General features: G+C 71.8%; 13 protein-coding genes and 4 tRNA genes. 10 read left to right on the top strand and 7 right to left on the bottom strand.

Translation table 11 applies throughout. From position 1 onward, the window contains the following. Positions 1-8: 8 nt before the first annotated feature. From CRP55_RS39335 to CRP55_RS39325, 3 genes are all read right to left on the bottom strand, one after another. Positions 9-1,355 carry a glycoside hydrolase family 6 protein gene (locus tag CRP55_RS39335; RefSeq protein WP_179855529.1) on the bottom strand — a complete coding sequence of 449 codons (1,347 nt, stop codon included), beginning with the start codon at positions 1,353-1,355 and terminating at the stop codon, positions 9-11. Between the two features lie 78 nt (positions 1,356-1,433). Then, positions 1,434-2,453 (bottom strand): aldo/keto reductase, encoded by a 1,020-nt coding sequence (locus tag CRP55_RS39330; protein ID WP_097327075.1) that lies wholly within the window; start codon positions 2,451-2,453, stop codon positions 1,434-1,436. A 37-nt stretch (positions 2,454-2,490) separates the two neighbouring features. Continuing rightward, complete coding sequence (locus CRP55_RS39325; RefSeq protein WP_179855522.1) at positions 2,491-3,906, bottom strand: serine/threonine-protein kinase; 1,416 nt, start codon at positions 3,904-3,906, stop codon at positions 2,491-2,493. A 292-nt stretch (positions 3,907-4,198) separates the two neighbouring features. Here CRP55_RS39325 and CRP55_RS39320 point away from each other — a divergent pair. From CRP55_RS39320 to CRP55_RS39305, 4 genes are all read left to right on the top strand, one after another. Beyond that, a tRNA-Glu gene (locus CRP55_RS39320) sits at positions 4,199-4,270 on the top strand. 96 nt (positions 4,271-4,366) lie between these two features. Continuing rightward, positions 4,367-4,439, top strand: a tRNA-Pro gene (locus tag CRP55_RS39315). Positions 4,440-4,441: 2 nt separating this feature from the next. Continuing rightward, positions 4,442-4,514: transfer RNA gene (locus CRP55_RS39310), tRNA-His, on the top strand. 2 nt (positions 4,515-4,516) lie between these two features. Continuing rightward, positions 4,517-4,597: transfer RNA gene (locus CRP55_RS39305), tRNA-Tyr, on the top strand. Between the two features lie 94 nt (positions 4,598-4,691). Here the strand turns inward: CRP55_RS39305 and CRP55_RS39300 are convergent. The 3 genes from CRP55_RS39300 to CRP55_RS54105 all read right to left on the bottom strand — a co-directional run bounded on the left by CRP55_RS39300 (position 4,692) and on the right by CRP55_RS54105 (position 9,163). Next, a complete protein-coding gene (locus tag CRP55_RS39300; protein ID WP_097327073.1) occupies positions 4,692-5,849 on the bottom strand; it encodes a sensor histidine kinase in 1,158 nt (385 codons plus the stop codon). Positions 5,850-5,869: 20 nt separating this feature from the next. Next, positions 5,870-6,877, bottom strand: a complete 1,008-nt coding sequence (locus CRP55_RS39295) for a glycoside hydrolase family 11 protein (RefSeq protein WP_097327072.1) — start codon at positions 6,875-6,877, stop codon at positions 5,870-5,872. Between the two features lie 258 nt (positions 6,878-7,135). Next, positions 7,136-9,163: a winged helix-turn-helix domain-containing protein gene (locus tag CRP55_RS54105; RefSeq protein WP_097327071.1), complete on the bottom strand. Its 2,028-nt coding sequence runs from the start codon at positions 9,161-9,163 to the stop codon at positions 7,136-7,138. Between the two features lie 358 nt (positions 9,164-9,521). Between CRP55_RS54105 and CRP55_RS39285 the strand changes: the two genes are divergently transcribed. The 6 genes from CRP55_RS39285 to CRP55_RS52465 are packed head-to-tail and all read left to right on the top strand — an operon-like array spanning position 9,522 to position 16,322. Further along, entirely contained in the window at positions 9,522-10,061 is a 540-nt protein-coding gene (locus CRP55_RS39285; RefSeq protein WP_143235235.1) for a glycosyltransferase family A protein, read from the top strand. After that, positions 10,058-11,509 (top strand): glycosyltransferase family 4 protein, encoded by a 1,452-nt coding sequence (locus CRP55_RS39280; RefSeq protein ID WP_097327069.1) that lies wholly within the window; start codon positions 10,058-10,060, stop codon positions 11,507-11,509. Before CRP55_RS39285 ends, CRP55_RS39280 begins: the two co-directional genes overlap by 4 nt. Continuing rightward, complete coding sequence (locus CRP55_RS39275; protein ID WP_097327068.1) at positions 11,506-12,237, top strand: SGNH/GDSL hydrolase family protein; 732 nt, start codon at positions 11,506-11,508, stop codon at positions 12,235-12,237. The genes CRP55_RS39280 and CRP55_RS39275 overlap by 4 nt, the downstream gene beginning before the upstream one ends. Beyond that, positions 12,230-13,843: an ArnT family glycosyltransferase gene (locus tag CRP55_RS39270; protein ID WP_097327067.1), complete on the top strand. Its 1,614-nt coding sequence runs from the start codon at positions 12,230-12,232 to the stop codon at positions 13,841-13,843. Before CRP55_RS39275 ends, CRP55_RS39270 begins: the two co-directional genes overlap by 8 nt. Beyond that, entirely contained in the window at positions 13,840-15,231 is a 1,392-nt protein-coding gene (locus CRP55_RS39265) for a hypothetical protein (protein ID WP_097327066.1), read from the top strand. The genes CRP55_RS39270 and CRP55_RS39265 overlap by 4 nt, the downstream gene beginning before the upstream one ends. Then, positions 15,228-16,322, top strand: coding sequence for a glycosyltransferase family 4 protein (locus CRP55_RS52465; protein WP_097327065.1), 1,095 nt, complete (start codon positions 15,228-15,230; stop codon positions 16,320-16,322). The genes CRP55_RS39265 and CRP55_RS52465 overlap by 4 nt, the downstream gene beginning before the upstream one ends. On the opposite strand, the gene CRP55_RS39255 is transcribed toward CRP55_RS52465, so the two are convergent. Next, positions 16,304-17,413, bottom strand: a complete 1,110-nt coding sequence (locus CRP55_RS39255; RefSeq protein ID WP_097327064.1) for a beta-galactosidase — start codon at positions 17,411-17,413, stop codon at positions 16,304-16,306. The genes CRP55_RS52465 and CRP55_RS39255 overlap by 19 nt on opposite strands. Positions 17,414-17,417: the final 4 nt, after the last annotated feature.

Below are 17,417 nucleotides of genomic sequence, written 5' to 3'. Positions count from 1 at the left end.
CGGTGTCTCTAGGCCGTGCAGGTGAGCGACGGTGTGGTGGCGGAGCCGGAGGCTATGAAGCCGAACTCGGTGGTGGCGCCCGGGGCCAGGGAGCCGTTGTACGCGGCGTTGCGGACGGTGGCTGTCGAACCGGACACCGAAAGGTTTCCGCTCCAGACCTGGGTGATCGACTGGCCGGAGGCCAAGGTCCACGAGACCGACCAGCTGGTGATCGCGGTGCTGCCGGCCTGCACGGTGACCTTGCCCTGGAATCCGCCCTGCCAGGTGCTCGTCGTCACGTAGGCCGCGCCGCAGGCGCCGCCCGGCTGAGGCGTGTTCGGCGGGGTGGTCGGTGGCGTGGTGGGTGGCGTGGTCGGGGGAGTCGTGGGCGGGGTGGTCGGTGGGGTGGTGGTCGGCGGGAGCGGCGCGCCGGTGGCCAGGCTGGCGGCCAGATCGGGCTGGAACGATCCCGCGGCGTAGCGGCAGCCGTCGGCCTCGCCCGGGGGCTTCACCCACAGGAAGGCGTCGATGTTCGCGTCGCCGGTGTCGAGGGTGGGGTAGCGGCCGATCCGGCGGTCGGTGTTGTCGTCGCCGCACCAGTCACCGGCGGCGCCGCCGTTGCGGCTGGTGTCGATGACCTGGCGTTTTCCGGAGATGCCGCGGCTGGACAGGGCGCTGATGACCGATCGGCCGAACGCGGTCTCGTTCGCGGTGGACTGGAAGTTCGAGACGTTGGTGTAGAAACCGTCGGCGCTCGACACACCCGCGTTGGCCAGGCGGTTGGCCGCCTCTCCGGCCGGGTTCCAGGCCGAGTGGCCGCCGTCCAGGTAGACCTTGGCGCCGGCCGCCTTGAGGGTGCGGGTCGCCGTGGCCAGCGCCTGGTTACGGGCGTTGATCTCGTTGGCGCTGAGGCAGGTCTGCAGCGCGATCGAGTCGGGCTCGAGCAGGATCAACGTGGTCCGGCCGGCCAGGCCGGCCGCGATGTTGTTGACCCAGGCCTGGTACTGGTTCAGGTCGGGGGCGCCGCCGGCGCTGGCGCCGCCGCAGTCGCGGTTCGGAATCCCGTACAAGGTCAGAGCCGGGACCTGACCGGCGGCCGCCGCCGCGCCGACATAGCCCGAGACCTCGGACTGGACGGTGCCCACGTTGAAGTTGGACAGCCAGCGCGAAGCGGGCTGGCTGGCGATGCGGGAGCTGATCAGCGCCGTACGCGAATCGTTGGGGTTGGCGGCGACCCAGCGGGCGACGGCGGTGGCCGGATCGCGGTAGAGGGTGCCGGACAGCGTGCCCGCGGCGGCGGTGCCGGGGCCGAAAGCGACGGCGGCCGCGGCGGTGGCGCACGCGACCGCCGTGGCGGCGAGGGTCGATCGGGGGATACGCACGAGGCTTCCTTCCGGGGAGTTTGGGAGCGCTCCCGAACGGTAACCCGGCGATCGAAGCTTCTCAATAATTAGCTAGAAAGTCCTGCTCCGCTGGTTGATGCCGAGCGGGCCGTATGGGTAGTCGTTCGGCCGCGGATCGCTCGCCTCGTCCAGCGCCCGCGTCTCCTGTTCGGTCAGGTGCAGGCCGGCCGCGCGCAGGTTGTCCTCGAGCTGCTCGAGGGTGCGCGCGCCCAGGATGGTCGACGTCACGGCCGGCCGGTCGGTCACCCAGGCCAGCGCCACCTCGGCCATCGACACGCCGCGAGACTCGGCCACACGCTGCACGGCCTCGACCACGTCCCAGGTGCGGGCGACATTGCGGCGGTCGTACGCCTCCATGCCCCGCTCCGGGTTGTCACCGAGCCGGGTGGCGCCGGTGGGCCGCTGGTCACGCTGGTACTTACCGGTCAGCCAGCCGCCGCCGAGCGGGCTCCACGGCAGCAGCCCGAGGCCGGCGTCCAGGGAAGCCGGGACGACCTCGTACTCGATCTCGCGAACCAGCAGGTTGTACTGGGGCTGCAAGCTCACGGGGCCGATCAGCCCGAGCTCGCGGGCCAGCGCCACGGCCTTGGTGAGCTGCCAGCCGGTGAAGTTGGAGAAGCCGTAGTAGCGGATCTTCCCGGCCCGCACGAAACCGTCCAGGGTCCGGAGCGTCTCGTCGAGCGGGGTGAGCGGATCCCACGAATGGGCCTGGTAGAGGTCGACGGCCTCGACACCGAGCCGGGTCAGCGAGGCGTCGAGCGCGCGGGTCAGATGGCGCGCGGACAGGCCGGCGCCGTTGGGGTCGTCCGCCATCGGGAAGCGGCCCTTGGTGGCGAGCACGACGGCCTCGGTGACGTCGGCCGGCCGCGAAGCCAGCCAACGCCCGATGATCCGTTCCGACTCACCGGCCGAATAGACGTCGGCGGTGTCCACGAACGTGCCGCCCACCTCGGCGAACCGGTCGAGCTGCGCGTGCGACACCTTCTCGTCGGATTCGTTGCCGAACGTCATGGTCCCCAGGCAGAGCGAGGACACGGCGCATCCGCTGCGCCCGAGCGTGCGATATTCCATGCTCGTGCAAGTACCTTGCGGGGCAGACCTCAAACGGCTATTTCTTGCCCGGCTTGGGTTTGGCCGGCTTCTTCGGCGCTTTCGGTTTCGCCTTCGGCGCCTTCGCCTTGCCCTTCGGTTCGGCTTTCGGCGGGGCGGGACGCTTGGTGAGAGCGATCGTACGGACGTTGGCCCGGGCCGCCGACGGTGCGGCCGCCTGAGTGGTCGCGGGCGCCTTGGCGGCGGTGGTGGCAGGCCGCTTGGCCGCGCTGGTGGCAGGCTGCTTGGTCGCGCTGGTCGCGGGTGACCCGGCCGGGGCCGCGGCGGCCTGGGCCGGCGGGGCCGGACGGCTGTCCACCCACCAGGCGCCGCCCGCGGTCAGCATCCCGGCGGCCACACCGGCCGCGACGAGCAGCTTCCGGGCGGGCCGGCGGGCGGCTGTCTTATGTGCGGCTGTGTTTTGGGCCGCTGTGTTTTGGGCGGCTGCGTTTTGGGCCGCTGTCTTTTGAGCCGCCGTCTTCTGGGCGGGCGCCGGCGATAGCAACCAAGCGGGCGCTGACAGCAGCTTCCGGGCGGGCGCCGACGGAGGCTTCCGGGCTGCCGCCGACGGCAGCGACAACGTGGGGCCGGCCGCGCTGCGCAGCAGGGCCGCCGGCGGCAGGCCGGCGAGCTCGCCCAGCACCTCCGAGACCTCGATCGAGCTGGGCCGGTCGGCCGGGTTCTTCGTCAAACAGCGCGCCACCAGCCGGGACACCGCGGGCGGCAGGCCGGCGATCCGCGGCAGCGGGGCCGGTGTCGCGTACACATGCGCCCGCACCATCTGAGTGACGGTCGAGGCGTCCCAGGGCATCCGCCCGGCCAGGGCCAGGTGAAGCACCAGACCGAGAGCGTAGACATCGGTCGCGGGCCGGACCGGGCCACCCGCGATGCGCTCCGGCGCCAGATAGGCGGGGGTGCCCAGCACCTGCCCGTCCTGCCCGTCGAGCACGCCCACCGCGGCCGAGATGCCGAAGTCGACCAGCTTCACGCCACTGCTGGTGACCATGATGTTCGCCGGCTTCACGTCGCGGTGCACGATGCCGTCGGCGTGCGCCGCCGCCAGAGCGGCCGCCACCTGGGCGCCGACCAGCACGGCGACCTTCCAGGGGAGCCCGCCGCCGGTGAGCATGTCGGCCAGGGTCCGGCCGTCCACAAGCTCCATCACCACGTACGACAGGGTGTGGCCGGCGTCGGCGAACTCGCCGTAGTCGTAGACGGCCACCACGTTCACATGACGCAGCCGGGCCGCGGCCCGCGCCTCGTCCCGGATCCGCTGCCGCAGGTCGGGATCGCCGGCCAGCGCGGGCGCCAGCACCTTCACCGCCACCTCGCGGCCCAGCACCTCGTCGTCGGCCCGCCACACGACGGCCATGCCGCCGCGCCCGAGCTGCTCGCGAAGCCGGTACCGGCCGGTGATCAGTTGTCCGCTCTCCACGAGCCGTTTCCGTTCCCCCAGCCGCCGGGGCGAAACCCTGGTAAATACGTTGCCGGTCCCGGGCGGGGTCCCTACCTTAGTCATCAACACCGAATGACCTCCTGAGGAGCGCCCCCGATGATCCGCTGTTATTTCGCCCCCGAGCCGCAGCATCAGCTGCCGGCGGTGGCTGACTGCGCATCGGTCCTCGAGGAGCAGTTCGGCCGGCTCGCATCATCGGGAGGCGTCATCTAACGCCCGGCTTCCAAGGCCGCCTCCCGCTTGCTGGGGAAGGCGGCTTTTCTTTTTGCATGGACCCGTGGAGCAGCGGAACGCTCGTCGCCCTCTCAAGGCGGAGACGCCGGTTCGATCCCGGTCGGGTCTACGAAACAAAAACCAACTTGTCCTCGTAGCCCAAAGGCAGAGGCACGACGTCGAGGGCGTCGCCAGTGCGCGTTCGAATCGCGCCGAGGACACGAAACGGGATGTGGCCCAGGTGGTAGGGCGCCGGTCTTGGGAACCGGAAGCCGGGAGTTCGAGTCTCCCCATCCCGACTGTGGCCGTAGCGCAGAGGCAGGCGCGCCGGTTTGTGGAGCCGGAGTACGCGGGTTCGAATCCCGCCGGTCACCTAGTGGGAGCGCCGACGCTGGAGAGTCGGGCCCGCCTGTAAAGCGGGTGCATTGCTGAGCGGGTTCGAATCCCGCCTCCCGCACGTTCACGGCCTCGGTGTGGTTCCTGGTGGAGCCGTCCGCCTGCAAAGCGGATCCTTCGGGCACTCCGGTTCGATTCCGGCCTTGGCCTCGGTCTCATGCCGTTGGCTGTGGTGGGATGGCCGGGACGGTGGCGGAGAGGGCTGTGCCGGCGCCGGGCTCGGACTCGATGGTCAGGTGGCCGGTCAGGCGCTGGAGGCGGTGGCGCATGGCGGTCAGGCCGAAGCCGCCGTGACGGGTGCCGGGTGAGCGGTTGGCCGTGGGGTCGAAGCCGGAGCCGTCATCGCGTACATCCAATGTCACCAGGTCTTCCATGTAGGACAGGGTCAGGGTGACCTCGGTGGCTCGCGCGTGTTTGGCGACGTTGGTGAGGGCCTCCTGGGCGGTGCGCAGGAGCGCGACCTCGACGTCGGGGTGCATCGGGCGGGCGTCGCCGGTCGTCGTCACGGTGGCCGCGATCTCGTTGGTCTGCGACCAGCGGTGGGCCAGCTCCTCGACGGCGCCGGGGAGCTGAGCCTCGGCCAGCAGCGACGGCTCGACCGCGTGGACCGTTCGGCGGGCCTCGGCGAGGCTTTCGCGGGCCAAGGTGATCGCGGTCGTCATGTGCCGGCGGTCCATGGTGTGCTCGGCCGCCTGGAGCTGGGTGATGATGCCGGCCAGGCCCTGCGCGAGCGTGTCGTGGATCTCGCCGGCCATGCGCTGCCGCTCGTCGAGGACCCCGGCCGCGCGGGCGTGAATCAGTAGCTGGGCGTGCAGATCGGCGTTCTCCTGCAGCGCCTCCTTCAGTCTGTCGTTGCGCTGGTGGGTCAGGTCGGCGAAAAAGAAGAAGGCGCTTGCGAGTACGACGCTGAGCACGCTCACGGTGAGCCACTCCCACCAGGCGCCCGCCTCGATGCCGGCCCAGCCGCCCAGGTAGGCGACGGCCGAGATGGTTGCCGTGGCGGCGACGCCGGCGTAGCGCCCGCGGCCGCTCAGGTAGAGGAACGCTTGCGGGTAGCCGATGAAGGCGAACAGGCCGAAGAAGGGCGCGAGCGCCACCAAAGCGGCGGTGAGCGCCATCAGAACCGTGTAGTGCAGGCCTTTTCCGGGGCGGAGCAGCCAGAGCGCGGCGGACGCCGCAAGCCCGAGCACCGCTGGAAGGTGCTCGGGCCTCGCCAGGAGCGTGAGCAGGAGGCTGATCGCCAGGAGGGCGTACGGGAGGACGGTGAAGGCCGTGATCTCCCGGCGTTCCCAGCGATCGAGCTCCGTGGTCACGCCCCCAGCATGACAGTGGCTCAGCTCGTGCGGCAGGTGACCGTGGGCCAGGTCCAGTTGCCGTTGGCCATGATGGTCACGCCGAAGTTGTTGCCGTTGCCGTTCGGGGTGGCCGTCACGGTGCCGGAGGAGCCGCTGACCGCGGCGTTCCAGCTGTTCTGGATGCTCTGGCCGCCGTTGAGGTTGAGCTGGACGGTCCAGTTGGTGGCGTTGCTGACCGCGACGTTGAGGTTGAAGCGGTCGCCGAACTGCTGGCCGGCCGACAGCGTGGCGGTGCAGTTGCCGCCGCCGCCGGGAGGCGGGGTGGTGGGGTTGGTGCCACCGCCGGTGCCCTCGCGGACGGTGATGTCGGAGCTGCCCTGGCTCTGGTAACCCTCGGTCGCCATGATCTGGTACGCGAAGTTGCTGCCGAGGTTCAGGCCGGCGCGGGCCCACGCGTCGAAGTGGTTGGCCGTGGTGATAGTGCCGGAGCTGCGCTTCGACGTGCGCACGCTCCAGTACTGGTAGAACGTGGCGGTGCCGTCGATCGAGGGCTGGTTGACCCGCTGGGTGCGCAGGATGTCGTACGTGCCGCCGTCGGTGGTGACCGAGCCGAGCCGCTGGGCGCCGGTGCTGGGGTTGTAGCTGCCGTAGTTCTCCACGACGTAGTACTCGATGAGCGGGTTGCGCGTCCATCCGTACAGCGCCAGGTAGGTGTTGTTGTTACCCGGGTTGTAGCTGCCCGAGTACGTGACCGTCCGGCGGCTGCCGGTGGCCCAGCCCTTGCCGCCGACCCAGTTGTTGGTGCTGCGGTCCCAGCTGCTGCTGTACCGGCCGTCGGCGCGCAACGTCATGCTGGCGTTGCCGCTGTCCTTCCAGAACGAGAAGTAGTAGCCGTTGTGCGTGCCGGTGGTGTTGGAGCTGACGGTCCGGTCGGCCTCGGCGTGCGCGGTGCCGGCGACCATCACGCCGGCCACGGTCATGGCCAAGGCGCAGGCGGCGCCGGCGAGAAGCCGGACCCGGCTGCGGCGGGGGCGATCTGCGGTCATGGGGAGTGCGTCCTCCTCGTGAGGGGGCTGCCGGGGAACAGCCCCGCGGACATCGAAGTGCGTCTTTGCGGAAGCGTGGCCCGTCGGCGACCGCTTGTCAACAACTTACGGAAACATCTCGGAAATACCGCAGTCGATCTCCGGCGCCGACGAGGCAAAGTTTTGCCAGGTGAATCGGCATCTTTGAAATCGTTTCAATGGCCAGCCGAACGCATGCGGTCATCGCGTCGGTCCGACGGTGAGGTGGTGTAGCGAAACTTACGGGAGCAGGCCGCGGTCGCGAGCGGCGGTGACGGCCTCGCGGCGGCGGGTGGCGTTCAGCTTTCGGTAGATCGCCCGGATGTGGGCCTTCACCGTGTTGACCGAGACGGTCAGCTCGCCGGCGATCTCGCCCACGGTCAGCATCGTGGGCAGGAAGACGAGGACCTCCTGCTCGCGGGGGCTGAGTTCGCCGTCCGGCGACGGTTGGTGGGCGGCTCGGTCGATGTCGGCCTCGGTCCGGTCGAGCCACTGGGCCAGCAGCGGCGCGTCGAGCGTGGTGGGCCAGTCGGCGCGGACGTGCCGGATCGCCTCGCGGGCCGCGGCCGGCTCGTCGCGCACGAGCAGGACCTGGGCCCGGACCAGGCCGGACAGTGTCACCAGGGCCGCCTCGTGCGGGTACGGGGCCAGGTGCAGCGCGTCCGTGAGCGCCTTCTCGGCCTCGGCGGCGTCGCCCCGCCGCATCGCGATCATGGCCTCGACCAGGTAGCCCAGGACCGCCTGCTGTGTGGAGGACAGGCGGCGCCGCTCCGCGGTCTCCCGCGACTGCGCCGCGTACCGCTCGGCCTCGTCCATCCGGCCGAGGTGGAAGGTGAGCGCGGCCAGGTGACCGAGCATGTTGAGCTCGACCAGCTCCACCCCGGCCGTGCGGGCGGCGCTCAACCCGGCGAACAGGTAGCGCTCGGCGACGTCGGCCCGGTCGGTCCAGAACAGGCCGACGCCCTTGCTGGCGATCGCGATCGCCCGGTAGTGGCGCGCCGACGGCATCTGCTCGGGCCGCACCGCGGCCAGGCTCCGCAGGATCCGGGTGGTCTGCGCCACCAGGTTCGGCATCTCCCCGCGGACCCGGGTGACGACCGTCGCCTCGAGGAGCCGGACCGCGGTCTCGGTCATCAGCCGGTCCTGCGGTGAGCGGCCGGCCAGCATCCGCTCGGCCCGGGCCAGCTGGGCCGGGACCGCCGCGTAGTCGCCGTCGGCGAACAGCCGCAGGGCGCCGCAGACGGCGAGCTCGGCGGTGGTCTCGAAGGCCGCCCACGGCACCCGGCTCAGGATCGCGTTGAGCCTCGCGCGGTTGACGGTCACGATCAGGGGCGCGGCCGCTCCGACGATCAGCCGCCCGAGGGCCGGCCAGTCCTCGGCCTCGGCCGCGTGGTGCAGCGCGTCGTAGACGAACAGCCGGCTGGCGTACCACCGCATCGCGGTGCGGTGCAGGCGCCGTACCGTCTCCGGCTCGTCGCGCCGCAGGCCGCGCAGCAGCGTGTCGCCGAGCTGCGGGTGATAGCGGAACCGTTGCGGGTCGTCCGGGTCGGCCGCGACGAAAGCGTCGGCCCGGACCAGGTCGGTGAGGATCCGCGCCGCGTGGGGCTCGCCGGCGAGATCGGCGGCGAGCTCGGGCGGCACCGACGACAGCACGCTGGCGTAGGCCAGCAGCCGGCGCGCCGGCGGCGGCAGATCGGCCAGGACCTCGCCTTCGAGGTAGCCGTCGACGGCGTCCGGTTCCAGTCGCAGCCCGGCCGGCCAGCCCTCGGTGCGGGCGAGCCGGCCGTCGGCCGGTGGGGGCAGGCCCGCCGCCCGGGCCAGCTCGGCCGCCTCGGCCGCGGTCAGCGCCAGCGCCCCGGCGCCGATCACGGTCAGTTCGCCGGCGACCCGCAGGCGGTGGGTGGGCAGGGCGGGCTCCCCGCGCCCGGCGAGGATCACGTGCAGCGAGCCGATCAACGTCTCGAGGTGCGTGACGCAACAGGGGTCGCGGACCCATTGGTAATCGTCGAGCACCAGGACGGCGGGACGGGCGCCCGTGGACAGGGCCGCCTCCAGCGCGGACCGGAACGCGCCGACGTCGTTGTGCTGCTCGGTCAGCGTCACCCAGGCCACCGGCTCCGGCCGGCGGCGGGCCCACGTCGCCACCAGCACGGTCTTGCCCCAGCCGGCGCCGGCGCGGACCACCGTGACGGCGCCGCTCAGCCCGTCGTCCAGGGCCGCCTCCAGCCGCGGGCGGCGGATCAGCGCACGCGGAAGGGCCGGAATCACCGCGCCACCTCCCGTCACGGGCGTTGATCTTCAACCGAACGAACAGTGGACCATCTGGGAGGGGCTACGCCAAGAGACCAGCGTGCCAGCTCACGTGTCCTTTCCTCGTCACCCGGGGCGGATGAGGCGCTGCCCTACAGGATTAGTTCGTTCAGTTTGCCCCGCCATTCCGAACCGCCAAACCCCGTTTCTGCCGTCCCGAAAAGGACGCCGCTGTGTGTAACGTGCGTTTTGCGCCGATCTTGGGGCGAAATCACGACTTGGGGTTCACGGGATGCGACAAACTTTCGCGACTGCCGCGGCTTTGACGGCCGATTCTTTTCTGCCCGTTCCGGAGGCGGAGTTCATGCTCCCGCTGGTGAATGAGGAAAGGCGGGCCCGCACCATATTGGCGGCCGCTTCCGACGTCATTTCCCGCCTGCCCGTCGCCGGTGGCATCGCCGTCATCGACGGCGGCTCCAGCGACCGGACCGTCGAGGTCGTCGACGAGTTCGCGCTCTGCTCGCCGGTACCGGTCCGGGTCGTCGGGTGCTCCCGCCCGGGCTGGGCCGCCGGGGTGCTGCGGGGCGTCGCGACGAGCCCGGCCCGCCGGGTCGGCGTCGGCGACATGCACGTTCTCGGCGCCCGGGCGAGCGTGCTGCTGGCACACGCCCTGCGCGTGCTCGGCGGCGGCGTGCACGTCGTGACCGTCGGCGGCGACGGCCGGCACGTCACGCTGATGGACCGGGACGTGGCCGCCCTGATCGTCGGGGACGCGATGCCCGGCGGGCCCGGATCCCTGCCCGTGGTAAGGGATACGGCCGATTACGCCGGACTGCGCATGTCGGCCTACAGCGTCGTCTCCAACCGGTACGGGCTGCGCGACGACAACACCGACGTCCTGCCGGTGCCGGCGTGACCCGGCGGCGTTACCGCTCCCACGAGGGCGAGCACGTGGTGTGGCTGAACTTCAAGGACTCGTCGCATCCGCGGGCCGGCGGGGCCGAGGTCTTCATGCACTCGGTGGCCCGGCGGCTGGCCGGTGAGGGCCAGCGCGTCACCGTGCTCGCCGCCCGTCACGCGGGTGCGCCGCGGGCCGAGACCGCGGACGGGGTGACGGTGCGGCGCATGGGTAACGCGTACACCGTTTATCTCTTCGCCTGGCTCTGGGTCTTTCGGCACCGCAATGGCATCGACGCCATTGTCGACACGTGCAACGGCATTCCATTCTTCTCGCCATGGGCCGTCGGTGCCCGAGTGCCGGTTCTGGTGCTGATTCACCACGTACATCAGACGATGTTCGCTCAAAATCTGCCCTTTCCGGCGGCCTGGATCGGCCGTTGGGTGGAAAAGGTGGGAAATCGGCTCGTCTACGGCCGGCGCACCATTGCCGTGGTGTCGCCCTCGTCGCGGGCCGAGGTGCGCGGTGCGCTCGGGCTCGTCGGGCCGATCTACATCGCCAACAACGGCCAGGAGCCGCTCTCCGCGCCCGGCGCCGAGCGCAGCGGGACCCCGCGCATCGTCGTGGTCGGGCGCCTGGCCCCGCACAAGCGATGGGATCTGCTGATCGGCGCGATGCCGCGGGTGGCCGAGATGGTGCCGGACGTCGAGCTGCACATCGTCGGCGACGGGCCGTGCCGGGCCGAGCTGGAGGAGCTGACCGGGCCCGGCGACCGGGTACGGCTGCACGGCCGGCTGCCGCAGGCCGAGCGGGACGCGCTGCTGGCGACGGCCTGGGTGACCGTGTGCACGTCCGAGCTCGAGGGCTGGGGCCTGTCGGTCACCGAGGCGATGAGCCTGGGCGTGCCGGCGGTGGTGCTGGCCGCGCCCGGCCTGCGCGACTCGGTGCGCAACCGGGTCACCGGCTGGGTCGTCCCGCATCCCGATCAGCTGCCGGGGCAACTGGCGTCGGCGCTGATCGAGCTCGAGGACCCGGCGGTGGCCAAACAGTGGGCCGAGCGGTGCCGGCTGTGGGCCGCCCGCTTCGACTGGGACGCCACCACCGACCGGATCGCCAGCCTGCTGATCCACGAGGACTGCCGCCGGGTCCGGGCCGACCGGCGCGCGATCTGCGACCTGTCCACGGTGGCCGACCTGCCACTCGAGCAGGCCGCCCGCATCGACTACCGCGCGCTGCGCAGCGTGGACCAGATCGACTGGGACGAGCCGGGCGACGGCGACCGGCGGGTCCGGCTGCTGCTGGCCGGCCTCGACGAACGGGACGCCCTCGGCCTGCTGGGCCGATACGGGCTGGACGTGACGGGCATCGGGGCCCGCGTCGCCCGGCCGGCCGACCTCGTCGGCTGGAAGCGCACCGGCGGACCCCGGGCGCACGACCTGCACAAACTTTTCGAAGGAGCAGCATGAAGGTAGCGATCCTGGGCGGCAGCAGCTCGCTGGGCCTCGGGGTGGGCGGCCGCTCGTACGCCGTCCGCGCCGGACGGCTGCTCGACGCCGACGCCGAGATCCTGCAACTGTCCAAGTCGGCGCAGACCGTGGCCGAGGTGGATCGCCGCACCACGGAACAGATCCGCCGGTTCCGGCCCGACGTCATCATCCTGTCGTTCGGCGCGGCCGAGGGGCACGTCCACCCGAGCCGCCTGCTCCAGGCCCTGCTCGACCGGTTCGGCCCGCGGAGCTGGCGCGGGCCGGCCGGGATGGAGCCCCGGCCCTACTACTCCCGCCGCCCGCTCAAACGGTGGCGGCAGCGGTTCGTCTCCGGCTCGAAGATCACTGTCAAGCGGGCCATCATCGCGGTCACCGGCGGCTATCACCGGCTCGACTCCCGCGACTTCGACCTCCGGCTGCGCGACCTGCTGGACGACCTCGGCCCGGCCACCAAGGTGCTGGTCGGCCTGTGGCGCGTCGACGACCACATGTTCCCCCGCTCGAACGCCGTGCTGAGCCGTCACGACGCCCTGCTGCGGCGCATCGCCGGGGAGCGAGACGACCTCGTCTACGTGCAGACCCGCGACGCGGTCCGCTACTGGGACGACTTCCTGCGCGACCACGCCCACCTCAACGACCACGGCCACGACGTCGTCGCCGAGTTGATCTCAGAGAACATCACCGAGAAAGCAGGCACCGGTGCTTGAAACCACACTGCTCGACGTACCGCGGCCGGCCGAGCCGGGGTACTGGCGCCGATGGCGTCCGTGGCTCTACGCCGGTGCCCTGCTGACCGCGGCCGTGGCCCTGTTCACCAACGTCCGCGGCGCCCGCGACTTCGACCTCGACGAGGTGATGTACGCGCTGGCCGGGCAGAACATCGCCGAGCACGGCTCGATCTCCTGGGGGGATCAGCTCACCGCCGTACATCCGCCTCTGCACTTTCTGCTTCTCGGCCTTTACGACAACGGCGGGTCCCTGATCGAGGCGATGTTCCACGCCCGGACGATGGGCGCGCTGGTCACGCTGCTGACGGTCGTCGCGGTGGGGATGCTGGCCCGGCGCTTCACCGCCAACCCGTTGCTGGTGGTGGCGGCGATGCTTTTGTTCGCGGTCGACGCCTTCGTGCTGCGGTTCGGGCGTACCGCGCTGATCGAGCCCACCGCCGTCTTCGCCCAGGTGATCGTGGTCTACCTGGCGATCCGGATGCGGCGCGCGCCGTCGCCGACGTTCATCGTCGTGGTCGGGTGCGTGTCGGGTCTGGCCCTGCTGGTCAAGGAGCCGCTGCTGTTCGCGATGCTGGTGCCGCTGGGGGTGGCGCTCCTGCAACGCGACTGGGTCTTCCTGCGGCGCTCGGCCGGCTCGCTGCTGGTCGCGGCGGCCGTCTACGCCGTCTTCCCGATCTGGGCCGTCGTCAACGGCGCCGGCTCGTGGTGGCTGGCCGAGCACAACATCAGCGCCGAACGGTTCTTCGGCCTGAAGCAGCTCAGCGGCCTCAACCGTACGGGCGTCTCGTCCTTCTCGGTCTTCACCGACAGCTTTCTCGGCTACGCCGCCGGCTATCTGGTCTTCGCTCTCGGCGCTGCGGGGTTGCTCTTGCTGGTGGTACGCCGTGGCCTGCGCCCGGACGAGCCGACCGCCTGGCTGATGTCGTTCGGCGGGCTCAGCTACGGCTTCCTGGCCTACTGCGTGCTGGTCGGCCAGGCCAACGAGCAGCTCACCATCTACACGGTCGTGCCCGCGGTCCTGCTGACCGTTCTCGCCTGGAACGGCCGGGCCGCCCTGGCGGTGTGCGCGGCCGCCCTCGCGGTCAGCGCGCTCGGCTGGGTGACGAACGTGGCCTTGGCCGAGGACGACGCCACCACCCGGATGGGCGCGCGGATCACCGCCCAGCTGCCCTGCGTGGCGGTCAACGCCACCGGCAACGCGGAGCGCTGGATCCCGGTGCTGCCGAGCAACCACGTCACCGCGTTCCGCGACGGTCCCGCGGCCGTCCGCTCCGGCGTCCAGGCCTTCCTGCTCTCGGGCAAGGACAGCCGTCTGCGCTACGGCAACAGCTCGCCCGAGCTGGCCGATTGGGTCAAGGGCAACGGCCGGCGGTTGTACGGGTTCAGCAGCCGCCGCTACGAGTCGATCGAGCTCTGGGTCGTCGGCTCCGGGATGACCGCGCTGTCCGAATGCGCCAACCCGCCGCGCGCGGTCGCCGCGAACGCCTCCAGCACCGGCTTCCTCGCCCTGCTGTTCGCCGCCCTGGCCGTGGCCGCCTTCGGGGTCGTCGGCCGGCATCGCTGGGCGCGGCGGGGCCCGCGATGACCGACACGCTGCGGGGCTCCAGCGTCCGCGGTCGCGGCGGCGCCGGCTGGTTGCTCGTCGCGACCACGTCGGCCGGCGCCATCAACTACGGCTATGCGCTGGCCATGACCCACGGCCTGGCCCCGGCCGAGTTCGCGGCGTTCGCGGCCGGTCAGGCCCTGCTGCTCGTGCGCACCACCATCTCCAGCGCGGCCGTCTCCTGGGTGCTCGCCCGGGAGGTCGGCCGCGCCGCCGGCGACCTCGAACGGCAGGCCGTGGTCACCTCGTTCGCCTTCTGGTCGAACATCGTGCTCGGCGCCGGCCTCACCGTCCTGCTCGTGGCCGGCGTGATGCTGTTCGGGTCGGCCGGCGACGCGGTCATCCTGGCCGCCGCCTCGCTCGTCCTCTCCCTCGGCTCGACCGGCATGGGACATCTCCAGGGCACCGGCCGGATCACCGCGATCGCCGGCCTGCTCACCCTGGAAGCGGTCGTCAAGGCGGTCGCCGGCGCCGGTCTGGTCTTCGGCGCGCACTGGCAGTCGGCGGGCGCCCTGGGCGGGTTCGCGGTCGGCAGCCTGGTGCTGCTGGCCCCGGTGCTGGCCTCCCGCCGCCTGCTGCGCCGTCCCACGTGGGGCCCGGCGGAGAAAGACCTTCTTCTCGCGGCCGTACGCCAGGTCAGGCTGCAAGCCAACGTCGCCGTCACCTCGGCCGCCGACACGGTCGTCGTGGCCGTGCTCGGCCTGGGCAGCGCGGCGGCGCCGTATCAGGCGGCGTCCGCGCTCGGCCGCGTGCCCCTGTTCGTGTCGAACGCGGTCTCCACCGCCACCTTCGCCGCGCTGAGCCGGGACGGCTCGGCCCGGCGCAAGGCCGACGCCCTGCGGACCTATCTGCTGGTGGCCGCGGTCATGGCGGCCGTGCTGATCACGCTTCCGGCCCCGATCCGGCGGCTGCTGCTGCCGGACACCTTCGCGGCCGTCGACCGCTGGCTGCCGTACGCGGCCGTGCTCGGCCTGGCCGTCGGCCTGCTCAACCTGGTGGTCACCCTGCTGCAGGCCGACGACGCCCGGGGGAAAGCGGTGCGCACCCTGACCGGCACGACCGTGGCCTACCTGGTCGTGGTCGGGCTGTCCGGTGCCGCTTACGGGGTGGCCGGCGTGGCGGTCAGCGCGACCGTGGCCGCCCTGACCGTCGTGCTGCTGCCGCTGCTGGCTCTGCCGGCCCTGCGGCCCGCGGTGCGGTTGCTGCTCACCGGCCGCCGCTCGGCGCGCGACGCCGGCGTGCTGGCTCTGGTGACGGTGGCCCTGGCCGTCGTCGACGACCCGGTCGCGTGGCTGGGCGTGGCGGCGGTGTCCGGCGCGGGCGCGCTGGCCATGGCGTTTCCCGAGTTCACTCCGCGGAGGTGGCGATGAGGCTGCGCATCGGTGTCGACGGCCGCGTGCTCGACGACCGCTACCACGGCATCGGCCGGGTCATGTACGCGCTGTGCGGCGAGCTCGCCCGCGTGGACGGCGTGGAACTGGTGGTGTTCACCGGCCGTACGCGATCCGAGCGTTTCGACATCGACCGGCTGGCCGGCCGGCCCAACGTCACCCTGCACCCGGTCAGCCTGCCGCCGGTCGACGTGCGGCAACTGTGGCAGTGGCGGGGCGTGCTGCGCCGGCGGCCGGTCGACGTGATGTTCTTCCCGTACCACCTGGGCGCGACACCGTTCGCCGGCGTGCCCAGCCTGGCCATGGTGCACGACTGCATCTTCGAGGCCGACCCGCGGTTCGCGCCGTCGCGGGCCGTCCGGCTGTCCTACCGGCTGCTCACCGCGCTGATCACCCGGACCACCACGGCCCTGACGGTCAGCCGCGCCTCGGCCGACCAGATCGCCGAGCGCTACCGGCGCACGGCCCACGTCATCCCCAACGGCGTCGACCTGCTGCCCCCGCCGGGGCGCGGGCTGGCCACCGAATACGGCATCGAGCCCGGCTACGTGCTGCACGTCGGCGCGCAACGGCCGCACAAGAACGCCGCGGTGCTGGTCGAGGCCATCGCGAAGGTGCCGGATGCCCGGCTCGTGCTGATCGGCTCGCCCGACCCGCGCTTCCCCGACGAGGTCGGCCCGGCGATCGACCGGCTCGGCGTCGCCGACCGGGTGCTGCGGCTGCCGTTCGTCGCCGAGGAACTGCTGGGCGCGGTGTACGCCGACGCCGCCCTGCTCGCCTATCCGTCACTGGTCGAGGGCTTCGGGCTGCCGGTGCTGGAGGCCATGACGGCCGGCACGCCGGTCGTGGCCGGCGACGTGCCCGTGCTGCGCGAGGTCGGCGGGGAGGCCGCCATCTATGTGCCGCCGCGGGACAGCACGGCGTGGTCCGAAGCGATCGCCGAGCTGCTGGCCGACCCCGCACGGCGCGAGTCTCTCGCCGCACGCGGAACCGCCCACGCGGCCCGGTTCACGTGGGCGGCGGCCGCCGAACGGCTGCTGGAGGCGTGCGTTCAGGCCGTACGGAGGTAGCTCGCGTTGCTCACGATGTCGGCGGCGCCCAGCCGCACGATGTAGAGCGCGGCCAGGTTGTTGGCCCGGGCGATACCCATGACGGCCGGGAGCTGCGACGGCAGGCAGACATGGGTCGTCTCGGCCATCACGGGCAGGCCCTTGGCGCGGGCGAGGCCGGCCAGGTAGGCCACCGTGTTGGCGTTCTCGGCCCACGTCCCGTACACGGCGACCTTCTTGTCCTTCAGCGCGCCGATCTGCCGCGTGGCGTCGTACCCCCGCTGAACCTCGCCGTTGATCTCGGCGCTGGAGGTGCCGGCCAGGTTGGTGGCGACGGCCTTGCCGAAGTCGCCGGCCCGCATGCCGTACGACGGGTACAGCATCGCGACCGTGCCCGCCCAGCCCGCCTGGCGCAGCGCGGTGACCTGCCAGTTCTGATAGGCGGTCAGGGAGTCGAGGTACCAGTTCAGGAACTTGGCGGCCTGACCGTTGGGGCTCGGCCGGCCGGGCTTCCAGCCGGGCACGGGGTTGCCGCGGGCGGCGTTGACGTCGAACGCGAAGTAGAGGTTGCGCTGCTTCTCGCTGCTCGGATAGGTCAGCTCACCCCAGTGGCCGCCGCCGGCCCGTACGAGCGAGAAGTTCGTACCCAGCTGCTGGAAGACCTTGGTCAGATAGCGGACGGCGAGCGGCCGGAAGCCGGTGCCGAAGATCAGGTTGGGCTCGGCGCCGCCAGTGTAGGTGACCCCGTTCTGGTCGACGTAGCGCGCGCCCGGCCGCTGGAGCAGCCAGGCCGGGGCGCTCTGGATCCCGGTGTTCAGCGAAATGGTGTAGCCCATCGCCCGCAGCTTGGCGGCCCGCGCGGCGACCGAGCCGAGATACTGCGTGTCGAACTGCCCCGGCGCCGGCTCGGCCTGCGACCAGTTCATCTCGACCAGGGCGTCCCCGGCGCCACCGGCTGACCGCATGCTCCGCATGTCGGCGTCCGAGTAGTTGCCGATGATCCCCAGCGAGGCCTTGCCCGCGCCCGCTTCCGCCGACGCCGCGCCACCGTTCCCCACGACGACAGAAACGATCGACAGGACGGCGGCCAGGGTGACAGAAAGCTTTTTCACCCCT

Origin of the sequence: Paractinoplanes atraurantiacus (genome assembly GCF_900215205.1) — a bacterium.
Classification (GTDB): domain Bacteria; phylum Actinomycetota; class Actinomycetes; order Mycobacteriales; family Micromonosporaceae; genus Actinoplanes; species Actinoplanes atraurantiacus.
Note: the sequence above shows the minus strand (reverse complement) of the source record. Positions and strands in the feature narration are given on the sequence as shown.

Bases quoted from the DNA above. Each gene is read 5' to 3' on its own strand.
- CRP55_RS39330 (WP_097327075.1), bottom strand. From the start codon at position 2,453: ATGGAATATCGCACGCTCGGGCGCAGCGGATGCGCCGTGTCCTCGCTC.
- CRP55_RS39295 (WP_097327072.1), bottom strand. From the start codon at position 6,877: ATGACCGCAGATCGCCCCCGCCGCAGCCGGGTCCGGCTTCTCGCCGGC.
- CRP55_RS39275 (WP_097327068.1), top strand. From the start codon at position 11,506: ATGAAGGTAGCGATCCTGGGCGGCAGCAGCTCGCTGGGCCTCGGGGTG.
- CRP55_RS39265 (WP_097327066.1), top strand. From the start codon at position 13,840: ATGACCGACACGCTGCGGGGCTCCAGCGTCCGCGGTCGCGGCGGCGCC.
- CRP55_RS52465 (WP_097327065.1), top strand. From the start codon at position 15,228: ATGAGGCTGCGCATCGGTGTCGACGGCCGCGTGCTCGACGACCGCTAC.